This window comes from Flavobacterium sp. CHNK8, from assembly GCF_019774515.1.
Classification (GTDB): Bacteria; Bacteroidota; Bacteroidia; order Flavobacteriales; family Flavobacteriaceae; genus Flavobacterium; species Flavobacterium tiangeerense.
In genome coordinates, this window is record NZ_CP081492.1 from 381,000 (window position 1) to 397,488 (window position 16,489).

Genomic DNA, 16,489 nt, shown 5'->3' on the forward strand with positions numbered 1-16,489 from the left:
TGTACTAGCACTTTGACTATGAATTTAATCACTTCCTTGTTTTTGGGTTTTATTACCGCTTTTGTAGGGATTACACCTCCGGGTTTAATCAATATGACCGCTGCAAAAGTCAATATCAAGGAAGGAAAAAGTAGTGCCTACTGGTTTGTACTAGGAGCAGTAATTGTGATCTTTTTTCAGGCGGCCTTGGCACTTTTTTTCGCCCAATTTATAAAAGAACGTCCAGATGTTATAGTGCTCTTGCGTGAAATAGGTTTTGGAATATTTGCTTTACTCACCATTTATTTTTTGTTTTTAGCCAAAAAACCGGTTAAGAAAAAAGACAAAATCAAGAAACGAAGTACGTCCACACGTTTTTTCTTAGGCATGCTGCTCTCTGCACTTAATTTTTTCCCTATTCCGTATTATGTTTTTGTGGGGGTTACACTTGCTTCCTACAATTTATTTTATTTTGACACTACCCATGTCTTTATTTTTGTTTCTGGGGTTGTTTTGGGATCTTTTTTAGTCTTTTATTGTTATATCACTTTTTTTCAAAAAATTCAAGACAAGACAGATTATCTCATGCGCAACATGAATACTATAATTGGCAGTATTACAGGTTTGATATCTCTTGTCACCTTAGTAAATATTGTTCGATACTATTGGGGATAATTCTTGTAACTCATTGTAGAACTCCACAATCATGACTGATACTAATTTCTTTGAACGTGTTTATGATATCGTAAGGCAAATACCGTACGGCAAAGTAACTTCATACGGCGCTATTGCAAAAGCGCTAGGAGCAGCGCGATCAGCCAGAATGGTAGGTTGGGCCATGAATGCATCACACACTCTAGAGGATGTACCTGCGCACAGAGTTGTCAACCGAAATGGATTGCTTACTGGCAAGATGCACTTTGATGGCACAAATTTAATGCAACAACTTTTAGAAAACGAGGGAATTGTAGTAGTAGACAACCAGATTGTTGATTTTAAGAAACATTTTTGGCAGCCTGAAACCGCTGTTGAGTAACAATTGTAAACTGAAAATCAGTTATAATTCCTACTGATTGATAAATCAATAAATGCAATACAAATGCTTTAAAATATTAACTTTTCATCCTATCTTTGTAATCTGAAATCAGTTTAAATAAAGATAATATTCTGGTGTGCAAATACCAAGTGAAAACAGTTAACGAGAAATGAAATTAGATAGAAAAGACATTCTTAAAGCTTTAGAAACAATTACTATAGCTGGCGAAGGAAAAAACATGGTAGAGAGTGGTGCAATTACAAACGTAATCACCTTTGGAGATGAGGTAGTTGTTGATTTAGTCTTGCATACACCAGCGATGCACATCAAGAAACGCGCTGAAGATGATATCAAAAAAACGATCCTTGAATTGGTTTCGGCTGAAGCCAAAATTAAAATCAATACTAAAGTTGAAGTAGCTGATAAGCCAGAAATTAAAGGAAAATCAATACCAGGAATCAAAAATATTATAGCCGTAGCCTCTGGAAAAGGAGGAGTAGGTAAATCAACAGTTACAGCAAACCTAGCTGTAACATTAGCAAAAATGGGTTTTTCAGTAGGGATTTTAGATGCTGATATTTACGGACCATCTATGCCTATTATGTTTGATGTTGAAAATGAAAAACCAATATCAGTTACTGTTGATGGAAGGTCTAAAATGAAACCAGTAGAAAGTTATGAGGTGAAAATTCTTTCTATTGGGTTTTTTACAGCGCCAAGTCAAGCTGTAATCTGGAGAGGACCCATGGCTTCCAAAGCATTGAACCAAATGATTTTTGATGCTGATTGGGGAGAACTTGATTTTATGCTTATTGATTTGCCTCCAGGAACAGGAGATATTCACTTGTCTATTGTACAATCATTGCCTATTACCGGTGCAGTTGTAGTAAGTACACCACAAGCGGTTGCTTTGGCTGATGCCAAAAAAGGAGTATCCATGTTCTTGTCTGAAGCTATCAACGTTCCTGTTTTAGGAATTATTGAAAACATGGCGTATTTCACACCCGAAGAATTACCAGAAAACAAATACTACATCTTTGGTCAAGAAGGAGCCAAGAATCTTTCAGAGGATTTAGGCGTGCCTTTCTTGGGGGAAATTCCAATTGTGCAATCTATTCGCGAAGCTGGAGATTACGGTCGTCCTGCAGCCATGCAAATGGCCTCAGTAGTAGAACATATTTTTGATGAGGTAACCCGCAATGTAGTGCGTGAGGTAGTAGCTCGAAACGAAAGTTTACCAGCCACCGAAGCAGTAAAAATAACAACAATGGCCGGTTGTTCAGCAGTAAAAAAATAATATTAGAATTTTTTGAAAGTGATTTATAATCTTTCAATTTTCTAATCTTTCAATCTTTAAATAAAGAAAATGACAACAGAAGAATTAACAATAGAAGTTCAAAAAGCACTCGAAGAAATAAGACCTTTCTTGAATTCAGATGGGGGCGATATTACACTTATCTCCATTGAAGAGGACAAGCATGTAAAGGTTCGTCTTGAAGGAGCTTGTACCAGTTGTAGCGTAAACCAAATGACGCTGCGAGCAGGTGTTGAAACAACCATCAAGAAATTTGCTCCTCAAATAGAAACCGTTGTCAATATTTTATAACATCAGTATGGCGTGACCCTTTTATTAAAATAGGCTACAAGTAGTACAACTGAGAGGCCTATTTCAATAAAACGGTCAGGCTATCCGCTCCGCTTTGGCGGATTGCTTCTATCCTTCACGCGGGCGCAACTAACAACATAATCGTAACACACACACTAGAATACCATGGATGTATTAATCAAAATAAAAGATAGAGAAGGAGTAGTGCATGAATTACAAGCTCCTACAGATATGGCAATGAATATAATGGAGCTTTGTAAAGCCTATGAACTTCCTGTAGAAGGAACTTGTGGCGGTATGGCCATGTGTGCTTCTTGCCAATGCTATGTTTTAAACGATGTTGCCCTGCCAGAAATGGGTGATGATGAAGAGGCCATGTTATCTGAAGCTTTTTATGTAAAATCAAACAGCCGTTTGGGATGCCAAATCCCAATTACCGAAGAGTTAGAAGGATTAGAATTAGAATTAGCTCCTGAAAATTAAGCAAAAGTTACCACTAACATACAACCTCAAATAATGAAAATTATTTGAGGTTTTTTTTTATTCAAAATAAAAGAGATATATTCGTACAGTAAAAATCACATTTCAAATTTTCATTACGAATACATGGACCTTACGACCTATTCCCCTGGATTGCATAAACTAGTTACCTTGCAAGTTCAGGACTCTCAAAAATTAACGGATAGTGCCGGTTTCACTAAGGTTACAGAAGAAATTCTGACTCAATTTTCGCTAGAAAAAGTAGGTGTCGTAGTTCATGATTTCGAAAATAGGAGTTTTACCATTTCATTTTGCCTCAAAGAATCCCACATTTGTATTCACACTTGGCCAGAGTACAACCAGCTCACTTTAGATGTCTATTTGTGCAATTATTTACAAGACAATTCACAAAAAGTAAAAGATGTAATGGCTGCCTATGTTTCTTATTTTGATGGGGTGCTTATAAAAGATTTCGAAATTAACAGATAATACGCATGGAAGTTACCTGTACAAATTGCAATCATACCACACAATTAGATCTAAACTTTGATGTAAAAATCTATGCGTGTACCAATTGCGTTTATGTTTATCAAGAACGAGATGGTTTACGATTTAAAGATCAACTAAGACCTTACACCTTTACTGACCAATTTGAAATAGGTCAAGTAGGTGTTTTTAATAATACCGATTACACCATTACGGGGATTTTGGTCAAAGAAAATGAAGGATTTGAATGGACTGAGTACATTCTGCAAGGCAAAGAAAATTTTTTATATCTATCCGAGGCCGATGGGCACTGGATCATTCTTGAAGAAATAGAATTTGCTTCAAAAGTAGGGAATCATCCATTAACGGTTGATTATGAAGAACGAACTTTTGACAGGTATGATTATTTTTATCCCAAGTTAAGAGCTGCTCGCGGTTTTTTTGACTTTGATATTTTTGAGAAAGCAGAACTTATTGAGTATATAAATCCGCCTCAAGTACTTTCTTTTGAACGAAATGGAAGCGAACAAAATGCTTTTTTGGGGAAACACATTTCCAAAGCTGCTGTAAAAAAAGCCTTCAACGCTTCTTATTTACCTACTAAAGTTGGTGTAGGAATGGTACAGCCTTTTCTGTTTAACTTGCGTAATTTAGCCATTACTTTATGTTGTGTTTTGGCATTAATTTTAGTGTCTAACTGGTATTTAAACAAAGATCGTGTTCGAACAGAAGTCCTGGATACCCAATTAGCGTTGGCAAACTTTACTAATAAAGATTTTGTAAGTCCTAGTTTTACACTCACCGGTAGCGCTGCACCATTAAAAGTACAGTTGTATGCACCCGTGAGCAATTCATGGGTCAATGTTCAAGTGGCGCTGATCAACGAAAAAACAGGTGAAGAAGTTTATGCTAGTAAAGATATTGAGCATTATTCAGGCTACACAGATGGTGAGTCATGGACCGAAGGTTCAAACTCGGAGGAGTTTAATTTGTGTGGTGTCCCAGCGGGTACCTATCATTTAAACATCACCCCAATGAAAGCACCAGAGGATGTTACCAGTGATTTTATGAATGTAAAAGTGGTATGGAGCGAGCCTTCATCCAGAAATATTTGGCTCATTTTAATAATCATGGTTGTTTTTGTACTGGTCTTGTATTATGTAGAGAAAAATTTCGAAGCTAAAAGATGGGGAGAAACTAACGAGTCTTTTTTTAATTCTTAAGTATGGATAAGATTTTAGATTTTATGCGCAGTAATGCTCTTTCACTTGTAATAGGAGCACTTTTTTATGCATTGTTTTTATATTACAACACCTCTGGAAGTCAGTTGTGTGATTGTGAATCTACCGAAAATTATAGACCTTCCTCTTCAAATTCACGCGGTGCAGTAAACCGTTTTTATCATAAATAAATTAATTTTAAACTATCAAATATGGATTTTATCGCTTCAAAACCTATTTTAAACTCGCTTGTTTTTTCACTTTTAGGAATTATCATTTTGCTGATAGCGTACTTTATTATTGAAAAACTAACTCCCGAGAATACCTGGAAACAAATTACAGAAAAAAATAATACCGCTGTAGCTATTGTCTTTGGTGCACTTATTATTGGTTTTTCAATGATTATTAGTGCCGCAATACATGGGTAAAAAATTTTTAAAGTTTGAATACCTGCTTCTTTTTGCTGTTTTTACAATTGCAACCTGTGGTTTGGTTTATGAGCTAGTCGCAGGAACGCTTGCCAGTTATTTATTAGGCGATTCAGTGAAACAGTTTTCGTTTATCATAGGGGTCTATCTTTTCTCCATGGGAGTAGGTTCTTATTTTTCTAAATTTCTAACAAAGAACATGCTCAACACTTTTGTTGAAATTGAAATCTTGGTTGGACTTATTGGTGGTTTAAGTTCTGTTGTACTGTTCTTACTGTTTGAGAGTGTTTACTCTTTTCAATTTATTTTATACCTTTTGGTGTTTGTAACAGGCTGTCTTGTAGGACTTGAAATCCCATTGTTGATGAACATTTTAAAAGACAAAGTACAGTTTAGAGACTTGGTTTCTAATGTGTTTACTTTTGATTATATCGGTGCATTATTGGCATCCATATTATTTCCGTTAGTGTTGGTTCCTAAACTCGGAATCATGGGAACTTCCTTGTTTTTTGGGATGATCAACGTGAGTATTGCCATTGGCTTGTGCTTTCTTTTAAAAGCCGAATTGAAGAGCTTATATCTATTAAGAACCAAGGCTATTGGAGCTTTCTTAATCTTGTTTGTAGTGTACTTGTTTTCAAATTCTATTTTGTCATATTCTGAGGGTAAACTGTATGGGGAAAATATTATTTACTCAAATGCAACTCCCTACCAGCGCATTGTGCTTACTCATAACAAGAGTGATTACCGCTTGTACTTGAATAATAATTTGCAATTCAGCTCAACAGATGAATACAGATATCATGAAGCGCTGGTGCATCCTGCTATGTCTATGGCTAAAAAAGTAGATAATGTTTTGGTTTTAGGCGGTGGTGACGGATTAGCCGTTCGAGAAATTTTAAAATATAAAGATGTAAAGCATGTTACTCTTGTAGATCTTGATGAAGGAATGACCAAGTTGTTTCAAACCAATTCTGTTTTAACTAAATTCAATGCAAATTCCTTGAATAATCCCAAAGTAGAAGTACTCAACAAAGATGCTTTTGTATGGGCTAAGAATACCAAAAAACAATATGATGTAGTGGTGGTGGACTTTCCAGATCCTTCAAATTACAGCTTAGGGAAGTTGTATTCTTGGAGTTTTTACAGCACCCTCAAACAAATTTTAACGCCAGATGCCGTTGTGGTTGTGCAAACTACTTCTCCTTATTTTGCTCCAAAATCGTTTTGGTGTATCAATAAAACCATGATGGAAGTTTTTCCGCAGGTGGATGCGTATCATGCCTATGTTCCTTCTTTTGGAGAATGGGGATTTTCAATTGCTATGAATGGGTTTCAAACTAATTTTAACACCGTAAACAGGCAAGTAGAAGGGTTGCGTTTTTACAATTATCAGTTTGATAAATTCAATTATTTTGCCAAAGATATGATTTCAAAAGACATTGAAATCAATCGATTAGATAACCAAATTTTAGTGCGCTACTTTGATGAAGAATGGGGAAAATTATAATACCTCGAGACGTTTTTTTGTAAAAACGGTTGGATTAGCTTTATTAGCAGTTCCATTTTTACAGGCATGTCAAGAAAAGGTAATTCAGGTTCTTATTCGTTTGTCTGGCACCAATCATATCTTGGGGCACCGATTGCGTACCAAAAACTTTCCAAAACCAACCAAGCAAATTCATATTCCCTATTTAATTGTGGGAGGCGGAATATCCGGGCTAAGTGCTGCTAGGCAATTTTCAAAAAAAGGAATTCATGATTTTTTAGTGGTGGAATTAGAAAACCATTTAGGAGGAAATTCATCAAGTGGAGAAAACAAGTATTCTAAATATCCGCTAGGAGCGCATTACTTACCATTGCCTAATAAATCAGATCAAGAACTGCTTGATTTTCTTGAGGAAGAAGCCATTATTCAAGGTTATGATCATGAGGGTTTTCCAATATTTGATGCGCAACAACTCACATTTGCACCAGATGAAAGATTATTTTATAGAAACAATTGGCAGGAAGGTTTGGTACCAAAAACAGGAAACACGCCAGATGAAGATGCACAAATTCAAGATTTTTTCATGAAGATGAGCACTTTTAGAACGGGCAAAGATAAAGATGGAGTGTATTATTTTGATATTCCGTTATCCAAGTCTTCTCAGGACTCATCCATACGGGCTTTAGATAAAATAACAATGCTGCAATGGTGCGCGCAAGATGGGTATACAGCGCAACCACTCTTGAATTACATTGATTATTGCTGTAGAGATGATTTTGGTTTAGGGATCAAAGAAGTTTCGGCTTGGGCGGGTATTCACTACTTTGCAGCTCGTAAGCAAGACACGGCTCCAGATGGAAATGATACCGTACTTACTTGGCCCGAAGGCAATGCACGTTTGGCATCACATTTAAAAAAACATACCCATTCTAAAACACTAACCAACCACATTGTATTTGATGTAAAAATTGAAAACAATAAAGTAATTGCTGTCACATATGATGCGCAAAATCAAACTTCAATGGAGATAATTGCGGACAAGGTTATTATGGCTACACCTCAGTTTGTCAATCAATATTTATTTAAGGATAGAAAAAAAAACATTAAAGATTTTCACTACGCGCCGTGGTTTTTGGCAACTCTCGTAGTTTCAGAACTTCCAGATAATGGTAGTTTTCCCTTGTGTTGGGACAATGTAATTTATGGTTCAAAAGGATTGGGATACATTTATGATCAACATCAAACGGTACAGCAAATCCAACCGAAGAAAGTGATTACGTATTATTATAGTTTTTCAACACTAGAGATTAAGAAAAACCGTAGACTATTATACTCCCAAAAAGAAAACTATTGGAAACAAATAGTTCTTGACGATTTAAAAATGGCGCATCCCACCATTGAAAGTTTTATAGAGGACATACACATTTATCGATTGGGACATGGAATGATTAGTCCTGTTCCGGGTTTTATTTTTGGTCAAGCCAAAAAAGAAGCTTCAGTTAGCATTGATAATCGGATTTTCTTTGCACATTCTGATTTGGCGGGTATTTCAATTTTTGAAGAAGCATTTCATCAAGGTATTAACACTGTAAACACAATTCTAGATGGAGCAACCGTGGATTGATAAGCCCAAAACAGATGTTGTTTTTATTCTAGCACCTGCTTTTTTTGTGGTTGCTGTCGTTTTTTTATTTCAAGATGCGTTACAGTATGTTGAGGAGCATTTTTCCTTTTATACCTGGTTGTTTCTGATTGTTTTTATAGATGTGGCGCATGTGTATTCTACCTTGTTTAAAACGTATTTTGTTCTAGAGGCATTTCAAAAAAGACGGTCTTTATTGATTTTTCTCCCGATTTTATGTTTTGTAATTGGTATGATTCTCTTTAGTTTTGGAAGCCTTGTCTTTTGGTCAGTCTTGGCGTATGTGGCTGTTTTTCATTTTATAAGGCAACAATATGGATTCATGCGCTTGTATTCACGTAAAGAAGTAAAAACCAAGTGGAGTACTTTTTTCGATGCTTTAGTTATTTATACCGCTACAGGATATCCTATGCTGTATTGGTTTTTTTCAACACCCAGAGCCTTCAACTGGTTCACGCCCCACGATTTTGTAAAACTTGAACATCAAGAAATTTTAAGTGTTTTAGGTTGGGTTTACGCATTAATTCTTGTAAGTTATCTAGTTTTTACGGGGTATAAATATGTAAAAGATCAGTATTTTAATATTCCAAAAAATGCCATTATTGCCGGAACTTTTTTATCATGGTATTTCGGAATCGTATATTTTAATAATGATTTGGTTTTTACTTTACTCAATGTGGTTTCTCACGGTATTCCGTATATGGCTTTGATTTATCTTAATGACATTCAAAAAAACAGCTCTAATTCATATCGTTTTTTAGGTTCTCTGCGAGGTGCTAGAGGAGTACTTCTTTTTATTGGTTTTGTGCTTTTTATCGCTTTTTGCGAAGAATATTTTTGGGAAATTTTGGTTTGGAACGAACAGTTTGCTGTTGCTAATTATGATTTTTCCAGCTGGCAATTTATCTTAGTCCCCTTACTCACGGTACCGCAATTCACTCATTATTTACTAGATGGTTTTATTTGGAAATCCAAGAAGTAACTTTTCAATTTGAAAAGAATAATTGTTGCTACTGCAAAAAAAAATCCTGATGATGAATCAGGATTTGCAATATGTTAAGGCAGACTTTTTACTAATCAGCTAGTATTTTTTCAGGAATTAATTGTTCTTCTATAGCATCCCAAAGACCAATTCTTTTTTCTAATGCCATTTTCGATACTTCCTCTACATCTGACCATTTTTGTTCGTCAGTACCACAAAGCTCTGTGATCATTTTCATGGCCATAGGTCCGTGTTCGTCACCGTCAAGTTCAATATGTCTTTCAAAATAATAGATAAGTTTACTCAAGTCTGTTTCAGGGAAATTAGCTTGAAAGTTCTTCAAGATTTCAGTGAACATACTTGGAATTAAATCTTCTCTGCCAAAAGTGAAAGCAGCGGCAATTTCATGAGATTTACCTTCTTCAATAACTCGGAAAGTAAAGTCTAAAAAAGCTTTAATATTGGGATGTAAATTACTTGTTTTAATCGCAACAAAGATGTTTTTCAAAGAGTCTACTTCATTCAAAAAGTCTTGTATACCTGCCGTACTAGCATTGCATGCTTTCATGGCCTCAATATACATTTCATAATGACTGGAGCGCTTGCCATCAAGAGTTAAATCTGATTCTTCGGCTAATACGATTTCATTGATTAAATATCTCGTTTCAGGATTTGCAGTTGCAAACCAAGGTGTTGTTGTGCAAGTAAGCTTTGACTGAAGTGCTTTTAAAAGGGACATGAAGTCCCAAACAGCGTAGACGTGATTTTCAAGAAAACACTGTAAATCTTCAATTGTTCTCACTTTGTTGTACAATGTGTGTTGAAGTAATTGTTCTTTTTGTGATTGAATACTATTGTTTATAGTGGCAATATTCATAGGTGGTATTTTTGTGTAAAGATAAAAAAGCTTCTTGTTTCCAAGAAGCCTTTGTTATCATTTTTAAGTATACTTTAATAAACGTTTACTACTACTTAAAAGCTGGAATTCCAGTAATATCCATACCTGTGATTAGCAAGTGAATGTCATGTGTACCTTCGTATGTAATTACAGATTCTAAGTTCATCATGTGGCGCATGATAGAGTATTCTCCTGTAATCCCCATTCCGCCTAAAATTTGTCTGGCTTCACGTGCTATGTTGATTGCCATATCAACATTGTTTCTTTTGGCCATCGAGATTTGAGCCGTTGTTGCTTTTCCTTCATTTCGTAAAACACCAAGTCTCCAAGTTAGCAATTGTGCTTTGGTGATTTCAGTAATCATTTCCGCCAATTTCTTTTGTTGCAATTGTGTTCCTGCAATTGGTTTGTCAAACTGAATTCTTTCCTTGGCATAACGCAAAGCGGTATCGTAGCAATCCATAGCGGCACCAATAGCACCCCAAGCAATTCCGTAACGAGCCGAGTCTAAGCAACCAAGTGGTGCTCCTAATCCAGATTTATTTGGTAAAAGGTTTTCTTTTGGAACCTTTACGTTGTCAAAAATTAATTCTCCTGTAGATGATGCACGAAGCGACCATTTGTTGTGCGTTTCTGGAGTGGTGAAACCTTCCATACCGCGCTCGACAATTAAACCGTGAATTCTACCTTCTTCATTTTTAGCCCAAACTACGGCTATATCAGCAAAGGGAGCATTAGAAATCCACATTTTGGCACCATTTAAAAGGTAATGGTCGCCCATGTCCTTAAAGTTGGTAGTCATTCCGCCAGGATTTGATCCATGATCAGGTTCGGTCAAGCCAAAACAACCCATGTATTCTCCAGTAGCTAATTTTGGTAAATATTTCATGCGTTGCTCTTCGTTACCGTATTTCCAAATTGGATACATCACTAACGACGATTGTACAGATGAAGTAGAACGAACACCAGAATCTCCGCGCTCAATTTCTTGCATGATCAATCCGTATGATATTTGGTCTAAACCAGCACCTCCGTATTCAACAGGGATGTACGGACCAAAACCACCAATTTCACCTAAACCTTTTATAATTTGTTTCGGGAATTCAGCACGTTGCGCAAAGTCTTCAATAATAGGCGATACTTCTTTTTTTACCCAAGCACGTGCGGATTCGCGCACTAGTTTGTGTTCTTCGGTTAGTAAATCGTCTAAGTTATAATAATCTGGTGATTGAAATAAGTCTGGTCTCATGGTTTAGTACTTTTTATAGCTACAAATTTACATAAAGAAATATAACAAAACCATTAACAATTGTTATATTTTTATATTTTTATTTGAATTAAGCAGTTAATCAAGCTACTAAAGTAAAACTTAAGTTTCACATTTGGAACACTAAAATAAGTTTTAGATTTTGTTTAAGTTTGAATTTTTTATATCTTCAAATTAAAATCTTTCGTCAATTCAATATATTCTGGAGTGTATACGTGTCTTGCGGTTTCAATAATTAATTCAACTACTAGAAAATGAATAGTTCCTTTTCGGTTAAAAGCCAATAAACTACCTTTGATTTCAGTGGTTGGTGTTCCTTTTACGTGATTGATTTTCATAGGATACAACTCCTACGCTGCTGCAATAACCAAGAAATTTTCTTCTTCTTTGTAGGGAATAATTATGGAGAATATTCCGTTTTCAGAAAGTAATAAATCTTCGGCCTCAATTAATTCTTCAAAAGGCGTCGCATCAGCAAAACGGGCGATATCGCGCTGCTCGTTTTCCGTTTTGTAGTCTTCGGTATAAAAAGGTGGATTGGATACAATTATATCGTACTGCTGCGCCAGTTCCCTATCGCTCGGTTCGTCTTCGGTTACTTGAATAAGTTCATCAAAACCTATAGTCAATCTTTAACAATACATATCGAGATAACAAACGATATTCTGTAGAAGATACAGAGATATCACTCACATAGTATTCGGTGAATTTTTTAGTATTGAAAAGATTTTTGCCAGAGAGGACAAACGATAATTTATTATCTTTAACAGTGTACTTTGATTCTAAATCTGAAAAGTAATATCGGTTGTTGTTTTTATTTAGGTTGCCAAAAAAGTAGCGCTCACTTTGAAGATCGACATTGAATTTTTTAGAAAAATTAAAATTCAAATCCAAAAAACTCATATTGTTTGTGTTCTTATTGACTATTGATGTCTCCACTTCGCTTGTTGTCCATTTACTACCTATGTGATAATTGAAAATCCCTTTAAAACCTGATCTCAGTTCAAAGCCATAATTGTAATTGTTTGTGATTACTTCCCTTAAGTTGGTGCTATTCACAATGTTTTTATAATTGGATTTCGAATAACTCGAAGTCAGTTTTAGATTGGAACTAATATATTTAATGAAATAATCAGTATTAGTACTCAAACTAAACATATCACGGTTTTTGATGATGATTTTTTCTGTTTGTGAATAATTAGGAGCTAAATTTGTGTTAGTGGAATAAAAATCATGGTCTTTGTTATAAACCGCCGAGAAATTAGCGAAAAACTTATTGCCCCAATTACCTATACCATAATTAAAAAACAATGTGCTCGCGTTAATCTGGTTTAAGCTAGAAACTCCTTTATCAAAGTTGCGATAACTTGTAAGTACATAATTAGAATAGATATCAAGAATTTTAGCATTGGTCGTGTTATAAGAATAGGATGTGACTACTTTGTTATTTTTGTTGATTTCCCAGTTTATGCCAATTTTTGGATTCACAAAAAAAGGTTGTTGTTTTTGCTCCTCATCAAAAGAAGTAAAATGATTAATAAGTTGATGTGCATCTATTTGAGCAACAAGACCATACTTCCCTTTTTTGTATAAATATTTCGATTTAAAATAAAAATCGCTGCTGTTGTATTGTACTTGGTTCTGGTAATCTTGCGAAGCTATTGAGCTAGTATTGTTGGTTTCAAAAAACAAGGATGTATTTAAAATATCATGACGGAATTTAAAACCCGCTTGTATTTCTAGTAAATTATCGTTCTTTTTTCGGTCTAACAAATGACCATCGATGGCACCAAATTGCATTTTGTTTTCACTCATTTGCGACAAAGCCGCAGTATTGCTTTGCTTAGGGAATAAATCAGGAAACAAAAACGAATTGATATTATATTGTTGTGGAGATTTCTCATTGATATATCGTCCAGTTATAATAAACACTTTTTTGTCGGATATTTTATTGGTAAAAACCAATTTTTGATCAATCAATTGGTTGTCTTCCTTAAGTTTTTCAATGGTAGGATCATTGTTGAATACCAAACTAGACTGACTGTCATGTCGACCATTGTTGTACTTACTAGTAAATTCCAACATTTTGGTTTTGGACACATCATAAGTCAAATCTATTTTCCCAAAACCAATCACCTTTTTTTTCTTCAAAGCATAATCTTCGGTATTGGTAAAAGTGGTATTGTTGATTTTGTATGATTGGAATCCATTTCTAAAAAAATCATTTTCATCCCAATTGAAAAAGCCCAAGGTTTTCATTTTAACTTTTGGAGATAGCGTAAATATCGTATTAAGCGATGTCATTTCGGCATTATTAAAATTGGTGATTTCTTTTTTCAAAGATGGACTTGCACTATTTAAACTTAGCAAACTATTCGACTGTTCATCATCACCCAAAGTACCTATGTCATCCATGCGAAACGGTCGAATTAGTTGGTCAATATCACCAGTTCCATCAATTCCTGTATTGTTGAGGTTCCCAATGAGGTAGTATTTAGCTTTTTTACCAAAAGACATTAAGTTGGTTCTTAGTTCATATCTATTTTCACTTACCACGCCATAACCCATACTCATGTTGCCAAACCACTGCAATTTTAAATCTTTTTTAAGTTTTAAATTGATCGCTACTTTGTCGCTGTTTTCAATTCCTTTGAGTAATCTATTGTTAGAGTATTTTTGGTAAATTTCTACTTTATCGATTGTGTTTGCATTCAAGTTTTTCGTCAGTAATTTGTAGCCCCGTTCAAAAAAATCGTCACCTTCTACCATTACTTTTTCAATTTCTTTATTTCCTATTTTAATCGTGCCATCGTCACCTACATTCACACCAGGTAAGTTTCTTAATAGATCTTCAACTACAGTTTCATTACCTTTTAAAAATGTTTTCACATTAATCGTAATTGTATCTTTTTTGATAGTTACGGGTCTTTCCGACTGTACAATTACTTCTTTGAGGACTAGTTGCTCGTTACTTAACACTGCGTTTTGTACAAATACTTTATTGGGCTCTATTTCTACTGAAAAAGTAGCCGTTTTATAGGACATGGCACTAAAACTAAGCTCAAAGGTCCCTGTTTTTTTTGTTGTCAGACTGTAATTCCCGTCTTTATCAGAAGTGGTATAAGCAGCAATTGCATTGCTCCCGGTTGGCTTTATGTATACATTCACAAACGGAATGGGGTTTTTTGCCATGTCATGTATGTGACCTGTTAGAGTCGATTGTGCTTGTATGGAAAAACTTAGTAAAAAGAGAAAGAGAAATTTGTTCATTTTCGTATCGTCGTATTAGAATGTAATACGTTATTTTTATTTTATATCATCGAAACTTTTTTCAATAAAATCATTTTCATCAACTCCTTTTGTTTCAGTTTTTGTACTAGTTATTTTTACATCTCTAGGTAAAGAAGTTCTTATTTTCATTGAAATATCTTCTTCTGTTTTTTTGTACATAGCAATAGTCTTGTCTTTAGCATTGATAGGTGTAGCGTATTTTTTAACGATAAATTTATCTTGATTTATTTATCTTGATTTAGTGTTACACTTTCAGAAAAAAAACATAAATGTTTTTGTTTCGTCTTGGGCTTCCAATATTACACCAGGAAATCCGTTTAATTTCCATGGACCAAAACTTACTGGAATTTCATTGGTAAACCATATCGTATGAACTCTACCACGAAATTTCCCCATGGCTTTTTGACATAGAAACTAACTTATCTTTTTTGTTTCTTCACTTACTTCCCAATCAATAATTCTCGTTTTATCTTTTACATAGAGCGTGTCATTCATATTTCATAATCCTACATAAAGATAAAAATTTTCAATAATTAAACCTTCTTTTAAATTGGTATACATCCCTAATGCTTCTGGGATTGTAGAATCTAGTTGAAACTTAAATTGACTTCATTCTTTTCATCATTGGACCTAACAGCAACCTTTTTTTATAGTTTTCTTAAATAAATTTTCAGTTTGAAAAAATGAAAGGGTTGATTTGTAATAACCTCCATTATTTAGATAACATGAATATATAATTTCACTTGTCGAATTTTGACTAAGTAGATAAAAGGGTAATAACAGAAAAGCGAGTAATAATTTCATAGTTTTTTAACGTCAGTTCCTGTGTTATTTGTACGTAATGTTCTGATTTTTATAATCTTTACATCTTAATCTAATTCAATTCCTCTTTTTAAAATAGGCGTAGATACATTTATTTTCAAACGCTCTCCTTTAGAAACTTTACTTTCCAAAATTTTAGCTCGCTCTTCCATTTTAGCTTTTTGCTTGATCAATTGTGCACTAGTAATTATTTTGGCTTCTTCCCTTGATATTAAATTGTATTTAGGATCTAAACCATTTACTTCACTTTGAAAAGGGATTTCTATTTTTTTAACAGAAAAAATCACTTCATTTTTGGAATCCGAAAGTTCAATAATTAATCCAGGTAGCCCTTTAAATTTCCATGGTCCCAACGGAATTGGAATAGAAATAGCGTACCATGCAGTGTATGAGCGTCCTCTAAAGTCGCAAGTCGCTTTGAAACAAACTAAATTACCTATTTTTTTTTCTTCGTTTACTAGCTCCCATTCTTGTTTTGTTCCATTTTCAAAAATAACTTCATTACCACCTAAAGTATATAAAACCGATTTTTTTAAATCATTAAAAACAGCATAATTAGTAGTATCTGATTTTTTGATAATTATTGAGGTGTTATTATCGTTCACTTTGTTTTCAGTAACTCTATCTCCAATATCTTTACTATTATAATTAAATCTCGAAAAATAGTCATTAAACAATAATGAAGCAGTATAGTTATCATATGAAGTTCCTGAATAAATCATCATTTCATAGTCTATTTTCCCAGCAGAAATAAAGTTTTGAGAGAAACTATTTACTCCACAAAAAAGTAAAAAAAGAATTTTGTTTATTTTCATAACTATTTTTTAAGTTAGCCCTAACTGTAAAGTTAGGGCTTTTATATT

At 34.4% G+C, this 16,489-nt stretch carries 17 protein-coding genes and 2 pseudogenes; 12 read left to right on the top strand and 7 right to left on the bottom strand.

All coding sequences use genetic code 11. From position 1 onward, the window contains the following. Positions 1-18: 18 nt before the first annotated feature. The 12 genes from K5V07_RS01505 to K5V07_RS01560 all read left to right on the top strand — a co-directional run bounded on the left by K5V07_RS01505 (position 19) and on the right by K5V07_RS01560 (position 9,348). Positions 19-654: a LysE family transporter gene (locus K5V07_RS01505; RefSeq protein WP_086453353.1), complete on the top strand. Its 636-nt coding sequence runs from the start codon at positions 19-21 to the stop codon at positions 652-654. Between the two features lie 31 nt (positions 655-685). Then, complete coding sequence (locus tag K5V07_RS01510) at positions 686-1,015, top strand: MGMT family protein (RefSeq protein ID WP_221916068.1); 330 nt, start codon at positions 686-688, stop codon at positions 1,013-1,015. Between the two features lie 169 nt (positions 1,016-1,184). After that, positions 1,185-2,312, top strand: a complete 1,128-nt coding sequence (locus K5V07_RS01515) for an Mrp/NBP35 family ATP-binding protein (protein WP_158728593.1) — start codon at positions 1,185-1,187, stop codon at positions 2,310-2,312. Positions 2,313-2,381: 69 nt separating this feature from the next. After that, positions 2,382-2,621, top strand: a complete 240-nt coding sequence (locus K5V07_RS01520) for a NifU family protein (RefSeq protein ID WP_007137123.1) — start codon at positions 2,382-2,384, stop codon at positions 2,619-2,621. Positions 2,622-2,786: 165 nt separating this feature from the next. Continuing rightward, positions 2,787-3,104 carry a 2Fe-2S iron-sulfur cluster-binding protein gene (locus K5V07_RS01525; RefSeq protein WP_086453350.1) on the top strand — a complete coding sequence of 106 codons (318 nt, stop codon included), beginning with the start codon at positions 2,787-2,789 and terminating at the stop codon, positions 3,102-3,104. Positions 3,105-3,227: 123 nt separating this feature from the next. Next, positions 3,228-3,590, top strand: a complete 363-nt coding sequence (locus K5V07_RS01530) for an S-adenosylmethionine decarboxylase family protein (protein ID WP_158728591.1) — start codon at positions 3,228-3,230, stop codon at positions 3,588-3,590. A gap of 5 nt (positions 3,591-3,595) precedes the next feature. Continuing rightward, a complete protein-coding gene (locus K5V07_RS01535) occupies positions 3,596-4,810 on the top strand; it encodes a DUF4178 domain-containing protein (RefSeq protein WP_221916069.1) in 1,215 nt (404 codons plus the stop codon). Between the two features lie 2 nt (positions 4,811-4,812). Next, on the top strand, positions 4,813-4,998 hold the full coding sequence (locus tag K5V07_RS01540; protein WP_158728589.1) for a hypothetical protein: 186 nt from the start codon (positions 4,813-4,815) through the stop codon (positions 4,996-4,998). Between the two features lie 21 nt (positions 4,999-5,019). Continuing rightward, positions 5,020-5,235 carry a DUF350 domain-containing protein gene (locus K5V07_RS01545; RefSeq protein WP_144891223.1) on the top strand — a complete coding sequence of 72 codons (216 nt, stop codon included), beginning with the start codon at positions 5,020-5,022 and terminating at the stop codon, positions 5,233-5,235. Continuing rightward, complete coding sequence (locus tag K5V07_RS01550; protein ID WP_221916070.1) at positions 5,228-6,745, top strand: polyamine aminopropyltransferase; 1,518 nt, start codon at positions 5,228-5,230, stop codon at positions 6,743-6,745. Before K5V07_RS01545 ends, K5V07_RS01550 begins: the two co-directional genes overlap by 8 nt. After that, complete coding sequence (locus tag K5V07_RS01555) at positions 6,723-8,348, top strand: NAD(P)/FAD-dependent oxidoreductase (RefSeq protein WP_221916071.1); 1,626 nt, start codon at positions 6,723-6,725, stop codon at positions 8,346-8,348. The genes K5V07_RS01550 and K5V07_RS01555 overlap by 23 nt, the downstream gene beginning before the upstream one ends. After that, positions 8,329-9,348 carry a hypothetical protein gene (locus K5V07_RS01560; protein WP_221916072.1) on the top strand — a complete coding sequence of 340 codons (1,020 nt, stop codon included), beginning with the start codon at positions 8,329-8,331 and terminating at the stop codon, positions 9,346-9,348. The genes K5V07_RS01555 and K5V07_RS01560 overlap by 20 nt, the downstream gene beginning before the upstream one ends. A gap of 91 nt (positions 9,349-9,439) precedes the next feature. Here the strand turns inward: K5V07_RS01560 and K5V07_RS01565 are convergent, their stop codons facing one another. The 7 genes and pseudogenes from K5V07_RS01565 to K5V07_RS01595 all read right to left on the bottom strand — a co-directional run bounded on the left by K5V07_RS01565 (position 9,440) and on the right by K5V07_RS01595 (position 16,441). After that, positions 9,440-10,225, bottom strand: a complete 786-nt coding sequence (locus tag K5V07_RS01565) for a DUF3050 domain-containing protein (RefSeq protein ID WP_221916073.1) — start codon at positions 10,223-10,225, stop codon at positions 9,440-9,442. A 91-nt stretch (positions 10,226-10,316) separates the two neighbouring features. Continuing rightward, complete coding sequence (locus K5V07_RS01570) at positions 10,317-11,495, bottom strand: acyl-CoA dehydrogenase family protein (RefSeq protein ID WP_158728584.1); 1,179 nt, start codon at positions 11,493-11,495, stop codon at positions 10,317-10,319. Positions 11,496-11,674: 179 nt separating this feature from the next. Beyond that, positions 11,675-12,133: pseudogene (locus tag K5V07_RS01575) on the bottom strand (tRNA (adenine-N(6)-)-methyltransferase); the annotation flags it as partial. Further along, positions 12,126-14,783, bottom strand: a complete 2,658-nt coding sequence (locus K5V07_RS01580; protein ID WP_221916074.1) for a carboxypeptidase-like regulatory domain-containing protein — start codon at positions 14,781-14,783, stop codon at positions 12,126-12,128. The gene K5V07_RS01580 and the pseudogene K5V07_RS01575, both read right to left, overlap by 8 nt. 36 nt (positions 14,784-14,819) lie before the next feature. Beyond that, positions 14,820-14,963 carry a hypothetical protein gene (locus K5V07_RS01585; protein WP_221916075.1) on the bottom strand — a complete coding sequence of 48 codons (144 nt, stop codon included), beginning with the start codon at positions 14,961-14,963 and terminating at the stop codon, positions 14,820-14,822. A 93-nt stretch (positions 14,964-15,056) separates the two neighbouring features. Beyond that, positions 15,057-15,206: pseudogene (locus tag K5V07_RS01590) on the bottom strand (GLPGLI family protein); the annotation flags it as partial. 467 nt (positions 15,207-15,673) lie between these two features. Continuing rightward, on the bottom strand, positions 15,674-16,441 hold the full coding sequence (locus K5V07_RS01595) for a GLPGLI family protein (RefSeq protein ID WP_221916077.1): 768 nt from the start codon (positions 16,439-16,441) through the stop codon (positions 15,674-15,676). Positions 16,442-16,489: the final 48 nt, after the last annotated feature.